Raw genomic sequence first — 16,830 nt, 5'->3', positions numbered from 1 at the left:
TCGAGGAATCAACATGACGAGCGACATCGCAAGCGTGAGCCTGCCCGACGGCGAACGCATTCCGAAACTGGGTCAAGGCACGTGGGAGATGGGTGAACGAACCGAACGCCGCGCCGCCGAAATCGCCGCGCTGCGCGAAGGCGTGGAACTGGGCATGACGCTGATCGACACCGCCGAAATGTACGGTGACGGCGCGACCGAATCGCTGCTCGGCGAAGCGCTGGCTGGCTTGCGCGAGCAGGTGTTTCTGGTCAGTAAGGTGTATCCGCACAATGCCAGCAAGCGCGGCGTGATCGCGGCTTGCGAGCGCAGCCTGAAGCGTCTGAAGACGGATCGACTCGACCTGTATCTGCTGCACTGGTCGGGCACGGAGCCGCTCGAGGCGACCGTGGCGGGGTTCGAGGCATTGCGCGAGGCCGGCAAGATTCGCCATTGGGGTGTCAGCAACTTCGACACGGCCGATATGGAAGAACTGTTCGCCACGCCGGGTGGCGACGCGTGCGCCACCAATCAGATTCTGTACAACGTGGCGCGCCGTGGCGCCGAATTCGATCTGCTGCCGTGGCTCGCCGCACGCAATATGCCGACGATGGCCTACAGCCCGGTCGATCATGCGCGCCTGCCGATGCATTCGCCGCTCGACGAGATTGCCGCCGAACGCGGCGTGTCGGTGTTTCAGGTAGCACTGGCGTGGGTGTTGCGCGAGCCTCGCGTCTTCGCGATTCCGAAGGCCGGCAGCGTCGAGCATGTGCGCGAGAACTATCGCGCGTCGCAACTGAAACTCAGCGCAGAAGAACTGGACGCGATCGATGCGTTTTTCAAGCCGCCGCGCAGCAAACGTCCGCTCGAGATGTTGTAAGCGGTGTCGAGCGCGGCGGCTTTCCCGCTGGACCGCGCTCAGGCTAATTGCAACTGTGATGCATATGCACGGACCCCAGCACCGCGACTTCGGCTGGGGTGTGCTTCAGTGAATCCTCGTTGACCTGCGCGGCGTCCGCGACGAACTCGTCGACGATCGACGAGACCGGTGCATCGCGCAGACACAGCGATACGCGTTGCGTTTCGTTCGGCGCGAGCGACGCGCGCTGCGAGAGGAACAGCACGCCGTACTGATAACCGTGGATGATGCCGCGGATCGCGCCGATACATTGACCTTGCGCGACGTTGTCGTCGTGGCGCTTGCAGGTCTGGGCCAGCGAATAGGCCGAGAAGCTCGGGTCGACCGGCGGTGCGGCTTGCGACAGTGTGGGAGACATGGGTTGCGCAGGCGGCGGTGGCGGCGTCTGCGCATGAGCGAGGGAGCTTAGCGCTACAGAGCCGGCCATCATGACGCCGACGGTGATACGTGCTGCGTGACGGGGTACGTTTCTTTGCATAGTGCGATGCCCTCCTGACGAACGTTGAATCAGGTATGAGGCGCTCGCGCCGGATTGGTTCCTGTCGTGTCTTTCTGCAGCACGCGTAGTTCATGCACGGGAATATGGCAGCGGATGCGATGTGTGGTCATCCTTACCGTACCGGCGTCCGTACCGGCGTCCGTACCGGCGTCCGTGTCGGCGTCCGTGTCGGTATGGGCAGCCGCATGACCGGCTTCGGCGAATGGCGGGTCCTGCTGCTCGCAGATCGCGCCGAGCTTGCGCGGACAGCGTGTATGAAACACGCAGCCAGACGGCGGCGACGCCGCGCTCGGCAAGTCGCCCGAGAGCCTGATGCGCTCGCGCGTCGTCGTCGCACCGAGCGTCGGCACGGCAGAAAGCAGTGCTTCGGTATAAGGATGATGCGGCCCGTCGAACACCGCGCCGGCCGGTCCGATCTCCAGCAGTCTGCCGAGATACAGCACGGCGATGCGGTCGGACAGATAGCGCACCACGTTCAGATCGTGCGAGATGAACACGTAACTCACGCCCTGTTCGCGTTGCAGATCGGCGAGCAGATTCAGAATCGCGGCCTGCACCGACACGTCGAGCGCGGACGTCGGCTCGTCGCACACCACCACGCGCGGATCGCCGGCGAACGCACGGGCAATCGCGACGCGCTGCTTGAGTCCTCCCGACAACTGCCTCGTACGCGAGCCGAGATAGCGCTCGGGCAGCCGCACGGCTTCGCTCAATGCCTGCAGCCGCTGTTCGACGGCCGGCCCGCGCAGACCGCTCAGGCGCGACAACGCGCGGCCGATCAGCCGCTTCACCGAATGCGCGCGATTGAGCGCCGAGTCCGGATTCTGGAACACGATCTGCAGCGACTTGATCTGGTCTTCGTTGCGGCGCGTCACGCGGGCGGCGAGCGGTGCGCCGTCGAGTTCGAGTACGCTGCCGGCGTCGGGCGTGAGCAGGCCGAGCATCAGTTTGGCCAGCGTGGTCTTGCCGCTGCCCGATTCGCCGACCAGACCGAGCGTTTCGCCGCTGGCGAGGTCGAGCGAAACCTCGTCGACTGCACGCAGCGCAACGCCGCCGACGTTAAATGTCTTGGAGAGCTTCTCTGCGCGCAGAACGGGTAGCGTGACCTCGCGCGCGGGTTGCGACTGGCTCGGAGCCGGCAACGTCTCCACGCTTGCACGCGGCAGGTCGGCGGCGCGCTCGTGGTAATGACAGCGCGACATCTGATCGCCGTGCGCGGCGCTAACGCGATAGGGCGGCGGTGCTTCACGGCTGCAGCGCTCATCGGCGAGACGGCAACGCGGGGCGTACAGACAACCTGGCGCGGCCGATCCCGGTAGCGGCAGGCTGCCCGCAATCGTATCGAGCCGTTCGCTATCCTTGCTGCGTCCGGCCGTCGGCAGGCAGCGCAGCAGTCCCACCGTGTACGGATGACGCGGTCGCGCGAACACGTCCGCCGTCGCGCCTTCTTCCACCAGTTTGCCGGCGTACAGCACGCCGACCCGTTCACACATTCTGCCGATCACCGCGAGATTGTGGCTGATGAAAAGCACCGCTGTGCCGAGTTCGGTGCGCAGCTGCGCGACCAGATCGAGCACTTCCGCTTCGACGGTGGCATCGAGACCGGTCGTCGGCTCGTCGAGAATCAGCAGTTCGGGGTTCGACGCGAGCGCCATCGCGATCACCACGCGTTGCTGCATGCCGCCCGACAACTGATGCGGATAACTCGCCATCACGCGTTCGGGCGCGGCGATGCGCACGCGTTCGAGCATCCCGGCGGCGCGCACTCGCGCTTCATCGGGCGCAGCGCCCGCCACTTCGAATGCTTCGCTCACCTGCCGGCCGATGGTCAGCGATGGGTTCAGGGCGCGCCCCGGGTCTTGGTACACCATCGAAACGGTCTTCGCGCGCAGCTTGCGCAGCGCGTTTGCGTCGAGCTTCTGCACGTCGTGCCCGGCGACGCCGATCTTGCCGGCCTTCACCTTGCCGTTACGCGGCAGATACCGCAGCACCGCCATCGCGACCGTCGATTTACCGCAGCCGGATTCGCCGACGAGCCCGTACGCCTCGCCGCGTCGCACGCGAAACGACACGTCCTGCAGCACTTCGCGATCGCGCCCGCGCATCCGGTAAGCGACGCTCAAGCCGACGACGGTGAGCGCGTCCGCACGGTCGCTCTTCGACACGTCGAAGGCGGGGAATGAGGAGGGAGGACGATCGTTCATCGGTCGAGGATGCCTTGCACGCTGTCGGCGATCAGATTGACGCCGACCACCAGCGACGCGATCGCGCCTGCTGCGAACACCACGGTCCACCACGCGCCGCCCGCCATCAGCGTGTACGACTCGGATAGCGCGAGGCCCCAGTCGGCGGACGGCGGCTGGATGCCGAAGCCGAGAAACGACAGTGTGGCCACCGCGAAGATCGCATAGCCGAGCCGCACGGTGGCTTCGACGACGATGGGCGGCAGCACGTTCGGCAGAATCTCGGCGAACATGATGTACGGCGCGCGTTCGCCGCGCAGTTGCGCGGCCGCGACGTAGTCGAGATGGCGCTCGGCGAACACGGCGGCGCGCACGGTGCGCGCGGTGATCGGTGTGAAGGTGATGCCGATGACGAGAATCACCGTCAGGTTCGACGCACCCACCGCGGCCAGCGCGAGCAACGCGACAATCACGAGGGGCAGCGCGAGCACGGCGTCGATTGCGCGGCCCACGACGTTGTCGACCCAGCCTTCGAAGTAACCGACGATCAGACCCAACGCGGTGCCCGCGAGCGTACCGAGCAGCGTGGCGAGCGGTGCGATGGTGAGAATGTCGCGCGCCCCGACGATCACGCGCGAGAACACGTCGCGGCCGAGCTGGTCGGTGCCGAACCAGTGCGTGCGATCGGGTGGCATCAACGAATTGAGCGGGTCGGACGCGTAGGGATCGATGCGCACGATCCATTGACCCGCGATGGCGCAGACGATCCACCACGCGACGATCAGCATGCCCACCACGAAAGTCGGCGAGCGCAGCAGCACGCGCAACGCGTCGAAGCGCGGTTGTACGGGCGCCGGCTGATCCGTCGTACCGGGTTGTGGCGCGACGTGGCTCATTCGGCGCTCCTGACCCGCAGGCGCGGACTGAGCAGCACGTGCAAAGCATCGGCCACCAGATTGGCCACCGTGTACACCACGCCGATGGTCAGCACGCCCGCTTCGAGCATCGGAAAATCCTTGGCCTTCGCGGCGTTGTAGATGAGCGAGCCGATGCCCTGATAGTGGAACAGCGTCTCGACCACCACCAGACCGCCGATCATGTACCCGAGCTGCGTCGCGGCGACGGTGATGGTCGGCAGCAGCGCATTGCGCAATACATGTCGCCAGATCACGACGCGGCGCGGCAGACCTTTGAGAATCGCGGTGCGGGTGTAGTCGGCATCGAGCGCTTCGACGGTGCCGGCGCGTGCCATCCGCGCGATGTAGCCGAAGAACACGAGCACCAGCGGCAGCACCGGCAACACCAGATGACGTAACTGTTCGAGCACGCCCGCGTCGGGCGCGGCCGACGCTTCGATGGGCAGCCAGCGCAGCCATACGCCGAACACGAGAATCAGCACGATGGAGGAAACGAATTCGGGCACCACCGTCGCCGACAGACCGGCGATGCTGATAGTCCGGTCGAGCCAGCGGCCCGCGTGCATGGCCGACCAGACCCCGCCGGCAATGCCGAGCGGCACGACCACGATGAACGCGAGCAGACCGAGTTTGGCCGAGCGGCCCAGTGCATCCGCGATAAACGGGCCGACCGGTTCACGGTAGGCATATGACAGGCCCATGTCGCCGCGCAGAAAATGCGAGATCCAGTCGAGGTATTGCGTCAGCAGCGGCCGGTCCGCGCCGAGTTGATGATTGAGCGCGGCGACCGCGCGTGCGTCGGCGAGCGGCCCGAGCATCGCGCGGCCGATGTCGCCGGGCAGCAACTGGCCGCCCGCGAATACGATGACCGACAGCAGCCATAGCGTGATTAACGACAGGCCGACGCGCGTCGCGAGAAAGCGCACGACGCGGCCGGCGTTGCCGCTGTTGCCGCCGTTGCCGCTTTTGCGATGAGAGGTTGGCGTGACCGTGGTCGACATGGTGAGCTCCGGCCTCAGCGACGGTTCGGGCTTTTGGGCTTGAGTGCTTGAGTGCGGTTGTGCTGTCGCGCCTGCACGCTTACGCGCTGAGCACCGCACGGTCGAAATACAACTGCGCGAGCGCGGTGAAGCGCACGCCGTTCACGCCTTTGCGCATCGCGATCAACTGATCGTAGAAGAACGGAATGATGACGGGCGTTTCGTCGAGTAGCAAGGTCTGGATCTGGCCGGAGAGTTTCTTCTGCGAGGCGAGGTCGATGGCCGCGACGAATTGCGCGACCAGTTGATCGTATTGCGGATTTTTGAAGTGCGCCGCGTTCCAGGTGCCGGTACTCACGAGCGGCGCATTCAGAAACACGTTCGGCACGCCGCGATGGCCGTAATCGGTAATGCCGAGCGGCGAGTCGAGCCAGTCCGATTTGCCCGGCGTGCCCGCACCGTAATACAGCGACTGGCTTTCGACTTTCAGGTTGATGCGTACGCCGATCGCTTTGGCCGCGTTCTGCACGACCACCGCGAGGTCGGGAATCTCCATGTACTTTTCGGTGGTGAGCGTCACGTCGAAACCGTTCGGCACGCCGGCCTGCGCCAGCAGCTGCTTCGCCTTCGCGAGGTCGAGATGGCGTTGCGGCACGCCGGCATCCGACGATGGAAACACGGGCGCGAACGGACTGTCGTTGCCGAGTTGCGCACGGCCTTTGAAGAGCCCGCGCACCAGCACGTCGCGATCGAGCGACAGCGCGAGTGCCTGTCGCACGCGCTTGTCCTTGAAGAGCGGATTATCGTTGCGCATGTGAATCTGCCGGTGCGCGCTCGACTTCACGCCGACCGCCTTGAAGTCCGGATTGTTCAGAATGCCGGCGCCACCCTGCACGGTGAAGGTACCCATCACGTCGGCCTGACGGCCTTGCAGCGCGAGCAGTTGGGCTTGCTCGTCGGCGTAGAACGAAAACTGTACGCGTTGCGGTAACGCTTTGTCGCCCCAGTAGTCGGGATTGCGCACGAACGACGCGCCGACTTTCGGCTGATACTTCTCGAGCCTGAACGGACCCGTGCCGATAAAGCTTTTCTCATAGCCGCCCGCGTAATTCGCGGGGAGCAGCACGGCGTTGTAATTATCCGAGGAGACGTAGTACGGAAAGTTGCCGTTGGGTGCATCCAGATGGAACGCGACCGTGTGTTCGTCCACCACCTTCGCGCCACCTTTGGAGAGCACGCCCTTCAACACGGAGAGCGCGGCCGAGCCGCTGGCCGGATCGGCGAGACGGTCGAAGGTCGCGACGACGTCTTTGGCGCCGAATGCCTGGCCGTCGTGGAACTTGACGTTCGGACGCAGCTTGAACGTCCACACGTCGCCTTTCTCGTTGGGCTTCCACGACAGCGCGAGCGCCGGTTTCAGCACGAGCTTGTCGCCGTCGTCGTCGATCAGGAATTCGCCGGTCTGGTTGAGCAGCGCGAGGCTTGCGGCATCCGTGACCGTGAGCGGGTCGACGGCGCCCGCGGGCGTCAGATGAGCGACGCGGATCGTCTGGTTCGTGGCCGCCGGTGCGCCCTGGGCGCGCGCGAACGGCGAGTCGAACAGACCGCCGCCCGCCAGCGACAAACCGATCACGCTCGCATAGCGCAGCAGGTCGCGGCGCGTGATGCGCCCGGCCAGGAATTCGTCGATCGCGTGATTGCCGAGCGTGTCGGCGTGACGGCGGGTCGTGCCGGAGAGGGGGAAGCGGTCCGCGGGCTTGTTCATCGAGGGAGTGTCCGTCCGTTCTGTTGTCGGTTCTGCTGCCGGATAGGCGTGCGATGAGTCGGATGACGCAAAGCTGCGGGGTCATCGGGCGCGATTAGTGTAAGCGATTGCCTGCAGGTTCGGAGTGCCCTGGCGGCATGCGGTTCCCGATCGGCGGAGAAAGCGGCGCTATGTCGATGGCGGCGGCGACATCCTTACCGATGTCGCCGCGCAGCGTGAGTTGGATTTACCGCGCGGGAGTGTCGGTGGTGGGCCGACGCCAGCGATGAAACAGCACCGAGCCGATCCAGCACGCCATGAACGTCGCGACGATGCCGTAGCCGATTTCGCCGAACCGGTCGTTGATGCTCGTCACCGCGTCCCATGCGCGGCCGCCCAGGCCGAGCTTGTCGGCGAGCAGTCCGAGCGCTTCGACTCCGCCGATTACGATCGCCACCACGGCCGAGACGAACGTGATGCTGGCGTTGTAGTAGAGCTTGCGTTTGGGATCGTCCATTGCCCAGCCGTATGCGTGAACCATCAGCACGTTATCGGTGGAATCGACCAGCGTCATGCCGGCGGTGAACAGCGCCGGAAACACCAGAATCGAGTACAGCGGCAAGCCTTTGCCTGCCTCGGACGCGGCGATGGCCAGCAGGCCGATTTCGGTCGCCGTGTCGAAGCCGAGTCCGAACAGCACGCCGACCGGGTACATGTGCCAGCTTTTCGTGACGAGCCGGAACATCGGCCGCAAGGCGCGTGTGAGCAGACCGGCCGGCGCGATGGCAGCGTTCGTGTCGGCAGGCAGTTCGCCGCCGCTTTGCACATGGCGGTAGCGGCGCCATACATCGCGCAGAATGACCAGGTTGACACCGGCCAGCACGAGCAGGAAGACCGCCGACACGACGGTGCCGAGCGTGCCGCCGACCGCCTTGAAACTCTCGAAGCGGCCGTGCAGCGAATGCGTGGTCCACGCAATGCCGAGCGTCGCGACGATCACGATGGTCGAGTGCCCCAGCGAAAACGACAGGCCGACGCCGAGCGGCCGCTTGCCCGCCTGCATCAGCTTGCGTGTGACGGCGTCGATCGCGGCGATATGGTCCGCGTCCACGGCATGCCGCAGACCGAAGCCGTACGCGAGCAAGGCGCTGCCGAGCAGCAGCGGATAGTGACGGAAGGCGATCAGCGCCCACACCCATGCACCGAGATTGGCGGCGAACAGGACGGCATACAGCATGAAGAGGCGCGGGCGAAGCGAAGCGGTCGGCGTCATGACGGGCGGAGAAAGTGGATGACCGGCGTTAGTGATCGTGCGGATGCTTGTGAATGGGATCGACCCAGAACACCGACTCCGGTTCTTCGACCGCGTCGATGTTCAGATTGACCACGACGGCCTCGTTGTCGCTGCGTACCAGCACGCATTCGAGCGGGTCGTCGGTACTCGCGTTGATTTCCTGATGCGGCACATAAGGCGGTACGAAGATGAAGTCGCCCGGTCCCGCTTCGGCGGTGAATTCGAGGTGTTCGCCCCAGCGCATGCGCGCCTGACCGCGCACCACGTAGATCACGCTTTCCAGCGCGCCGTGATGATGCGCGCCGGTCTTCGCATTCGGATGAATGGTCACGGTGCCGGCCCAGATTTTCTGCGCGCCGACCCGCGCTGCATTGATCGCGGCCGCGCGGTTCATGCCCGGCGTTTGCGCGGTGTTGCTGTCCAGCTGGTCGCCCTTGATGACCTTGACGCCGTGCTCGCGCCAGTCGACGGGGGCCGGCGAGGGTTCTCCCGAGGCGTTGCCGGATGCGTCGTGCGGTTCGTGCGGATGATCGTGGCTCATGCTGCGTCTCCTGATGGGCGAGTCGCCGGATGCGGCGCGCGGCGCGGCCCGCTATTTTTACACGGTCAAAAACGTTATGCGGCCGGATGTCGGCCGCGTTGTGACGGCCTATAAAAAAAGCCCGTCCGGGAAGGACGGGCTTCGTTCGACGTCGAGTCGTTGCGACCGACTTACTTATGCTTCGCGTTGATCACGGCTTCGGCGACGTTGTTCGGCGTTTCGGCGTAGTGCTTGAACTCCATCGTGTAAGTCGCGCGACCTTGCGTGGCCGAGCGCAGCGATGTGGAATAGCCGAACATCTCGGCAAGCGGCACTTCGGCGCGCACCAGCTTGCCGCCGCCACCGGCGATGTCTTCCATGCCCTGCACCATGCCGCGACGGCTCGACAGATCGCCCATCACGTTGCCCATGAAGTCTTCCGGCGTTTCCACTTCCACCGCCATCATCGGCTCCAGCAGCACCGGTTTGGCCTTGCGCATGGCTTCCTTGAACGCCATCGAACCGGCCATACGGAACGCGTTTTCGTTCGAGTCGACATCGTGGTACGAACCGAAAGTCAGCGTCACTTTCACGTCGACCACCGGATAACCCGCCAGCACGCCGGCCTTCAACGTTTCCGTAATGCCCTTGTCGACCGCCGGGATGAACTCGCGGGGGATCACACCACCCTTGATCGCATCGACGAATTCGTAGCCCTTGCCTTGCGCCGCGGGCTCGAGCGTGATGACCGCGTGGCCGTACTGACCGCGACCGCCCGATTGCTTGACGAACTTGCCTTCGACGTCCTCGACCTTGCTGCGCACCGTTTCACGGTAAGCCACCTGCGGTTTGCCGACGGTGGCCTCGACGCCGAACTCGCGTTTCATGCGGTCGACCAGAATTTCCAGGTGCAACTCGCCCATGCCGGAGATGATGGTCTGGCCGGATTCTTCGTCGGTCTGCACGCGGAACGACGGGTCTTCCTGCGCCAGACGATTGAGCGCGATGCCCATCTTTTCCTGGTCGACCTTGGTCTTCGGCTCCACCGCCTGCGAAATAACCGGCTCCGGGAAGATCATGCGTTCGAGAATGATGACGTGCTGCGGATCGCACAAGGTGTCGCCGGTGGTCGCTTCCTTCAGGCCGACGGCCGCGGCGATATCGCCTGCATAGACTTCCTTGATTTCCTTGCGCTCGTTCGCATGCATCTGCAGGATCCGGCCGAGGCGCTCCTTCTTTTCCTTGATCGCGTTATAGACCGTGTCGCCGGAATTCACCACGCCCGAATACACGCGGAAGAAAATCAGCTGGCCGACGAACGGGTCGGTCATGATCTTGAAGGCGAGCGCGGAGAACGGGTCGGTGTCGGTCGGGTGACGCTCGATTTCCTTGTCGTACTCGTCGTGACCGGTAATAGCCGGCACGTCGATGGGCGAGGGCAGATAGTCGATCACCGCGTCGAGCATCGCCTGCACGCCCTTGTTCTTGAACGCGCTGCCGCACAGCATCGGCACGATTTCATTGGCGATGCAGCGCACGCGAATGCCGTGCTTGATTTCTTCTTCGGTGAGCGTCTCGCCGCCGAGATATTTGTCGAGCAGTTCTTCGCTGGCTTCCGCTGCGGCTTCGACCATTTTCTCGTGCCATTCCTTCGCGGTGTCCGCGAGTTCGGCGGGAATGTCGCGGTACTCGAACTTGATGCCCTGGTTCTCTTCGTCCCAGTAAATCGCCTTCATCTTGACGAGGTCGACCACGCCCTGGAAGTGATCTTCCGCGCCGACCGGAATCTGGATGGGCACCGCGACGCCTTTCAGACGATCGCCGATCTGCTTCTGCACGCGGAAAAAGTCGGCGCCGACGCGGTCCATCTTGTTCACGAACGCAATGCGCGGGACCTTGTACTTGTTCGCCTGACGCCACACGGTTTCGGATTGCGGCTGCACGCCGCCCACCGAGTCGTACACCATGCAAGCGCCGTCGAGCACGCGCATGGAACGCTCCACTTCGATCGTGAAGTCGACGTGTCCGGGTGTGTCGATGATGTTGATCCGATGTTCGGGATAGTTGCCGGCCATACCTTTCCAGAAAGCCGTGGTGGCTGCCGACGTGATGGTGATGCCGCGCTCCTGCTCCTGTTCCATCCAGTCCATCGTCGCCGCGCCGTCGTGAACCTCGCCGATCTTGTGGGTCACGCCGGTGTAGAAGAGGATCCGTTCGGTGGTGGTGGTTTTGCCGGCATCGATGTGAGCGCTGATGCCGATATTCCGGTAGCGCTCGATGGGAGTCTTGCGGGGCACGTGAACCTCCTTGGAATGGCGCGCCTGAAACGCTCGCCGGGAGGCAGTTTGTGCGACCCGGCAAGTCTGGGTGCTGCGTGTCGTGCTGCTGCTTGATTTGCTGCTTCGATTAGCCTACTAGGATAGCGCGTCGGCCCGTCTTTTGCAGGAATCTTGCCAGCACGGTTCGAAGCCCGGCTGGCAAGGCTCGTAGCGTGCGGCGCCCGGTGCGCTCTGGCGCCACGCGAAAAAAAACCGGCGCCTCGTGAAAGGCGCCGGCTCATTGCCAGCGAATTGCCAGGCGCAGTCGCTTATTGCGCGGCCGGCAATCCCTGAATCTTCATACCCGGTTTGATGCCTTTCGACGTGAACCAGTCCTTGCTCATTTCCAGCGCGTACACGCCGTTGTTGCGCGGGCAGTGATTGTTGGTCGTCTCGGCCTGCATCTCGTCGATGTCGGTGACCGTACCGTCGGCACGCATGAAGGCGATCGACAGCGGGATCAACGTGTTCTTCATCCAGAAACAATGCACGGCGTTTTCGTTGAAGACGAACAGCATGCCTTCGTTCGGCGCGAGCGCGGTGCGATACATCAATCCCTGTTCACGGTCCGGGTCGTTCGCGGCGACGGCCGCGTCGATCACGAACATGCCCGCGGTCAGTTTGGCGCGCGGGAAGTCGCCGGGCTGTTTGGCGCCAGCCGGCATTTGCTGAGCGTGCACGGGCGCCGCATGGGTGGCGACGAACGAGAGTGCCGCGAGCGGCAACGCGACGGCAACAGCGAAACGCGCAATCAACGAGCGCATGGAAAATCGCACGGCATGACTCCTTGCTGGAAATTAACCCGCGCATGTTACGCGAGCGCGTCAAAAACAAAAAGGCAGATCGCCTTTCGGTGACCTGCCTTTCAACGCCGTAAGAACGGCAGTGAAGCTAGTTCTTGACTGCTTGTCTACAACAAACTTATTCCGAAGCGGCCGAAGCAGCTGCAGCAGCCGATGCTGCCTTATGCGACTTCTTGTGTGCCTTCTTCGTGGTCTTCTTCGTTGCCTTCTTGGCCGACGAAGCTGCTGCTGCCGGAGCTGCCGAAGCTGCAACCGGAGCCGAAGCTTGTGCGAATGCTGCCGTTGCGAAGAGGCCAGCGACCAGAGCGGCGATCAGTTTGTTCATTTTGTGAATCCTCAGCTTGAGTTAATTAACCAAATGACCCGGTTATAGGTAGAGTCATGTCGGTAAACGTGCCATCCACCTTTCGGTTGACAGTCGCATCGAACAATTTTTCCGATTCGACTGCCTAGCTCGGACACTCCGCATTCCCCGCGTGAACGGCTTGTGCAGCGGCCCTTTAGGCTGAATGCCGGATAGCTTTGGGCGGCATCTGCGTCGAATAACGCGTGAGCTCGCGCACCGGTTGACGTTATTTTCGTGGAAATTTTTCTGGTCGATCAAAGGCGCTTCAGGCGACTCCTTTCCAGGGTGCGTCCGGCGGCAATATGCGACTGTCGCCGGGTTGAAGGCCGAGAGAAAAAATATCGAGTGCGCCGATGCCCACGCGCACGAGGCGCAAGGTCGGAAAGCCGACGGCCGCGGTCATGCGACGCACCTGACGGTTCTTGCCTTCGGTGATCGACAGTTCGATCCACGTGGTCGGGATCGCGGCGCGAAAGCGGATGGGCGGTGTGCGCGGCCAGAGCGATTCGCCTGGCTCGACGTAATCGGCGCGACATGGGCGGGTGACGTAATCGCCGAGATCGACGCCGCGTGCGAGTTTTTTCAGCGTGGCGATGTCGACCGCGCCTTCGACTTGCGCCCAATATCGTTTGACGAGTTTGTGTCGCGGCTCGGCGATGCGCGCCTGCAGTGCGCCGTCGTCGGTGAGCAGCAGCAGTCCTTCGCTGTCGGAGTCGAGACGCCCGGCGGGATAGACGCCCGGCGTCGTGATCCAGTCGGCGAGCGATGTGCGCGTCTCATGCGGCGAAAACTGGCAGATGGTGCCGAACGGTTTGTTGAGGGCGAGTAGGGGCATGAGCAACGTACGGGGCGAGTCGCTCTGACGGTAGCCTGCGGGCTGGCGCGAGCGATCGCGGTGAATCGGGTTTGAATCGGTTGACTCGGGTTGAATCGCCGCATGGTACTGCATCGGCGGATTTCTCCATGCGTATCTATCTTTCATCGAGTGTGATTGCGCGGGGGCAGATAATGCGTGTCTTATATAAGACCTCACCCCGAAAGACCGTCCTGAGCCGCCTGGCCTATGTTGGAAAACCCTAGCCGTTGCCGCCTCGTGGGCCGGGTCGCGTGGGCTAGAATAGCGGCCAGGCCGCTTGCCGGCGCGCGGTGTCGCGCATCACGAAGATCATCCAATATTCGCAGTTTCCCTTCTGCTTCTGCTTCGTCTTCACTGGAGTCCGATCATGCCGTACCAGCACATCAAGGTTCCGACCGGCGGTGACAAGATCACGGTCAATGCCGATTTCTCGCTCAATGTCTCCGACCAGCCGATCATCCCGTTTATCGAAGGCGACGGCACCGGTCTCGACATTACGCCGGTCATGATCAAGGTGGTGGATGCGGCGGTCGAGAAAGCCTACGCGGGCGAGAAGAAAATCCACTGGATGGAAATTTACGCGGGCGAAAAAGCGACCCGAATTTATGGGCCGGACGTGTGGCTGCCCGAAGAGACGCTGGAAGTGCTGAAGGAATACGTGGTGTCGATCAAAGGACCGCTCACCACGCCGGTGGGTGGCGGCATCCGTTCGCTGAACGTCGCGCTGCGTCAGGAACTCGACCTGTATGTGTGTCTGCGGCCGGTACAGTATTTTAAAGGCGTGCCGTCGCCGGTACGCGAGCCGGAAAAAACCAACATGGTGATCTTCCGCGAGAACTCGGAAGACATCTACGCCGGCATTGAATGGCCAGCGGAATCGGAGCAGGCGAGGAAGGTCATCAAGTTCCTGCAGGAAGAAATGGGCGTGAAGAAAATCCGCTTTCCCGAGACTTCGGGTATCGGCGTCAAGCCGGTGTCGCGCGAAGGGACGGAGCGGCTGGTGCGCAAGGCAATCCAGTATGCGATCGACAACGATCGGCGTTCGGTCACCTTGGTGCACAAGGGCAACATCATGAAGTACACGGAAGGCGCTTTCCGCGATTATGGGTATGGTCTCGCGAAGAAGGAATTCGCCGCCGAGGTGATCGACGACGGTCCGTGGCTGAAGGTCAAGAATCCGAAGACCGGGGGCGATATCGTGGTCAAGGACGTGATCGCCGACGCGTTCCTGCAGCAGATCCTGCTGCGCCCGGCCGAGTACGACGTAATCGCCACGCTCAACCTGAACGGCGACTACATCTCGGACGCGCTGGCTGCGCAGGTCGGCGGAATCGGCATCGCGCCGGGCGCGAACATATCCGACTCGGTGGCGATGTTCGAAGCGACGCACGGTACGGCGCCTAAGTATGCAGGCAAGGACTATGTGAATCCGGGCTCGGAAATTCTGTCGGCGGAAATGATGCTGCGTCACCTGGGCTGGATCGAGGCGGCGGACCTGATTATCAAGTCGATGGAAACGTCGATTCTGCAAAAGCGCGTGACGTACGACTTCGCGCGATTGATGGAAGGCGCGACGCAGGTGTCGTGTTCGGGTTTCGGCCAGGTGATGATCGAAAATATGTGAGCGCTGGCGGAGTTGCGCTGTACTGAGTTTGAGTGGACAGGTCGACCCCGGCGCCGTTAGGCGGCCGGGGTCGATTCGTTTGCGGAGTCGCGTTATTGAGACGCGCGGTTTGCGAAGTCGGTTAACTTACGTGGCCTGTCTCTTCGCCGTCGTCGCCCTTGCTGCCGACGCGAACGCCGTCTTACTCGAACTTTGCATGCGATCCGCCTGACACCCGCTATGAATACCCAACACATTGCCGCCAACGTCTACGTTGCGACACCCAGCTATGGTGCGGTCGTTACCACCGCTTATGCGCTCGGCCTGCTCGATCTTTACGAGATGTCGGCCAGATACGGCTTTGGCGTCCGCGTAAATTTCAACAGTTTCGACAGCCTGATCACGCGGGCCCGCAACACGATGGTGGCCGAGTTTCTCGCCGACGGCCGCTTCACGCATCTGATGTGGATCGACAGCGACATTGGCTTCAAAGGCGAGGACGTGGTGCGTCTGCTGCAAGCCGACCGGCCGGTCGTGGCGGGTGTGTATCCGCTGAAGAACGACGGCTGGCCGGCCGCCGGTCTTGCTCGAGCGCTACCCGCGGGGGCGACGAAGGCGGATTTTCGTGCGATGCATGCGACGTATCCGGCGGTAGCGAGTTCGGCGACGCTGGAGCCCGACGCGGCGGGTTTTCTCGACGCGCTGCATGCGCCTACTGGCTTCATGTTGATCCGGCGCGAGGTGTTTCTCGCATTGATCGAGCATTATCCGGAATTGCATTGCCGCTCGCCGTTCGTCGATCGCCCCGAGTTCGATGCGGGTAAGCCCGCGGACTTTCTCTACGCATTTTTCGACACGGGCATCGATCCGGTCTCGCGCACCTATCTGTCGGAGGACTACTGGTTCTGTCAGCTCGTGCAGACGATCGGCATCACACCGGCTATTGACACGCACTCGAATCTCCAGCATCAGGGGATCGCGAATTACGAAGGCGATCTGGCGCGAAGCCTCGCGATGCAGCGGTCGATGATCGGCTAGACGGCATCGGTCCGTTATATGGGACGGCGTGACGCCCAAAAACGCGTTAGAAGGAAAGGCCCAAAAAAGAAACCCGGCGAGCAGCCGGGTTTCGAAGGACGGGTACCGAACGGAATCAGGCAGGTGCCTGGATGTTCGATGCCTGCTTGCCTTTCGGGCCTTGCACGACCTCGAAGGTAACCTTTTGGCCTTCCTTGAGTGTCTTGAAGCCATTCATCTGGATGGCCGAGAAGTGTGCAAACAGATCCTCACCACCTTCATCGGGCGTGATGAATCCAAAACCTTTTGCGTCATTGAACCATTTGACCGTACCAGTTGCCATTCCAACTTCCCCTGTAACTCATGTCACTACCACGAGCCCTCGAAAAGCTCGACGACTGCGACGCAGCCGCTCCCTCCTCACAAGCTCACCATCGGCATTTTTTCGAAATTATGGCTCAGTGAAAAAAGTGCCAGCTTGATTGTTGGTGCTCTTAATTCGAGTGTCAAGCGAATTTTGAGATGCCGCGAGATTGTCGTTGTTGGGCTGCAAACAGGCGCTTTCCAGGGTTTTTACCGCTTTCTATATGTGCGGTTGCGCAAGCGGGCTATCTTGAAAAGTCGCATAATCGACGCACATGCTGTTCTGCGGGTGCGCCGCTGCCGATTGGCTCCAGCGAGTGCCTTCAACCAGCTTTGGCAGGTTGTGCGATACTCGATCCGACTGCGGTGCAACACAACCGCGCTGCATCACTGGATAGGGGCCGGCTCCGCAATCGGCTCGTGGAATGTCGCAAGCAGGGCGGGTAATTCACCCATCAGGCGAACGCGAACGGGCTCACTGGTCGCAAG

15 protein-coding genes are annotated in these 16,830 nt (G+C 62.7%); 3 read left to right on the top strand and 12 right to left on the bottom strand.

Features of this window, described 5'->3' with window-relative positions; genetic code table 11:
• Positions 1-13: 13 nt before the first annotated feature.
• Positions 14-859: an aldo/keto reductase gene (locus FQ746_RS23005; protein ID WP_144111930.1), complete on the top strand. Its 846-nt coding sequence runs from the start codon at positions 14-16 to the stop codon at positions 857-859.
• 43 nt (positions 860-902) lie between these two features.
• Here the strand turns inward: FQ746_RS23005 and FQ746_RS23000 are convergent, their stop codons facing one another.
• From FQ746_RS23000 to FQ746_RS22950, 11 genes are all read right to left on the bottom strand, one after another.
• Positions 903-1,376: a hypothetical protein gene (locus tag FQ746_RS23000; protein WP_144111929.1), complete on the bottom strand. Its 474-nt coding sequence runs from the start codon at positions 1,374-1,376 to the stop codon at positions 903-905.
• Between the two features lie 29 nt (positions 1,377-1,405).
• Positions 1,406-3,601, bottom strand: a complete 2,196-nt coding sequence (locus FQ746_RS22995; RefSeq protein ID WP_144111928.1) for an ABC transporter ATP-binding protein — start codon at positions 3,599-3,601, stop codon at positions 1,406-1,408.
• Positions 3,598-4,476 carry an ABC transporter permease gene (locus tag FQ746_RS22990; RefSeq protein ID WP_144111927.1) on the bottom strand — a complete coding sequence of 293 codons (879 nt, stop codon included), beginning with the start codon at positions 4,474-4,476 and terminating at the stop codon, positions 3,598-3,600. The genes FQ746_RS22995 and FQ746_RS22990 overlap by 4 nt, the downstream gene beginning before the upstream one ends.
• Positions 4,473-5,498: an ABC transporter permease gene (locus FQ746_RS22985; RefSeq protein WP_144111926.1), complete on the bottom strand. Its 1,026-nt coding sequence runs from the start codon at positions 5,496-5,498 to the stop codon at positions 4,473-4,475. The genes FQ746_RS22990 and FQ746_RS22985 overlap by 4 nt, the downstream gene beginning before the upstream one ends.
• Positions 5,499-5,577: 79 nt before the next feature.
• Complete coding sequence (locus FQ746_RS22980) at positions 5,578-7,242, bottom strand: ABC transporter substrate-binding protein (RefSeq protein WP_144111925.1); 1,665 nt, start codon at positions 7,240-7,242, stop codon at positions 5,578-5,580.
• Positions 7,243-7,468: 226 nt separating this feature from the next.
• A complete protein-coding gene (locus FQ746_RS22975; protein WP_144111924.1) occupies positions 7,469-8,494 on the bottom strand; it encodes a HoxN/HupN/NixA family nickel/cobalt transporter in 1,026 nt (341 codons plus the stop codon).
• 28 nt (positions 8,495-8,522) lie between these two features.
• A complete protein-coding gene (locus FQ746_RS22970) occupies positions 8,523-9,056 on the bottom strand; it encodes a cupin domain-containing protein (protein WP_144111923.1) in 534 nt (177 codons plus the stop codon).
• Positions 9,057-9,226: 170 nt separating this feature from the next.
• Positions 9,227-11,332, bottom strand: a complete 2,106-nt coding sequence (fusA, locus tag FQ746_RS22965; RefSeq protein ID WP_144111922.1) for an elongation factor G — start codon at positions 11,330-11,332, stop codon at positions 9,227-9,229.
• A gap of 290 nt (positions 11,333-11,622) precedes the next feature.
• On the bottom strand, positions 11,623-12,129 hold the full coding sequence (locus FQ746_RS22960; RefSeq protein WP_144111921.1) for a DUF192 domain-containing protein: 507 nt from the start codon (positions 12,127-12,129) through the stop codon (positions 11,623-11,625).
• Positions 12,130-12,274: 145 nt separating this feature from the next.
• The gene (locus tag FQ746_RS22955; RefSeq protein WP_144111920.1) at positions 12,275-12,481 is read right to left on the bottom strand and encodes a hypothetical protein; all 207 of its coding nucleotides are present in this window, start codon (positions 12,479-12,481) and stop codon (positions 12,275-12,277) included.
• A 286-nt stretch (positions 12,482-12,767) separates the two neighbouring features.
• Entirely contained in the window at positions 12,768-13,337 is a 570-nt protein-coding gene (locus FQ746_RS22950; protein WP_144111919.1) for a pseudouridine synthase, read from the bottom strand.
• A 388-nt stretch (positions 13,338-13,725) separates the two neighbouring features.
• On the opposite strand from FQ746_RS22950, the gene icd reads away from it, so the two are divergent.
• Entirely contained in the window at positions 13,726-14,982 is a 1,257-nt protein-coding gene (gene icd / locus FQ746_RS22945) for an NADP-dependent isocitrate dehydrogenase (protein WP_144111918.1), read from the top strand.
• 219 nt (positions 14,983-15,201) lie between these two features.
• A complete protein-coding gene (locus FQ746_RS22940; RefSeq protein WP_144111917.1) occupies positions 15,202-15,999 on the top strand; it encodes a hypothetical protein in 798 nt (265 codons plus the stop codon).
• Between the two features lie 115 nt (positions 16,000-16,114).
• Here the strand turns inward: FQ746_RS22940 and FQ746_RS22935 are convergent, their stop codons facing one another.
• Positions 16,115-16,321, bottom strand: coding sequence for a cold-shock protein (locus FQ746_RS22935; protein WP_007180614.1), 207 nt, complete (start codon positions 16,319-16,321; stop codon positions 16,115-16,117).
• Positions 16,322-16,830 lie beyond the last annotated feature (509 nt).

The organism is Paraburkholderia sp. BCC1886 (genome assembly GCF_900996245.1).
GTDB lineage: Bacteria > Pseudomonadota > Gammaproteobacteria > Burkholderiales > Burkholderiaceae > Paraburkholderia.
The sequence above is the reverse complement of the archived record's forward strand: the minus strand, read 5'-3'. Positions and strand labels throughout refer to the sequence as shown.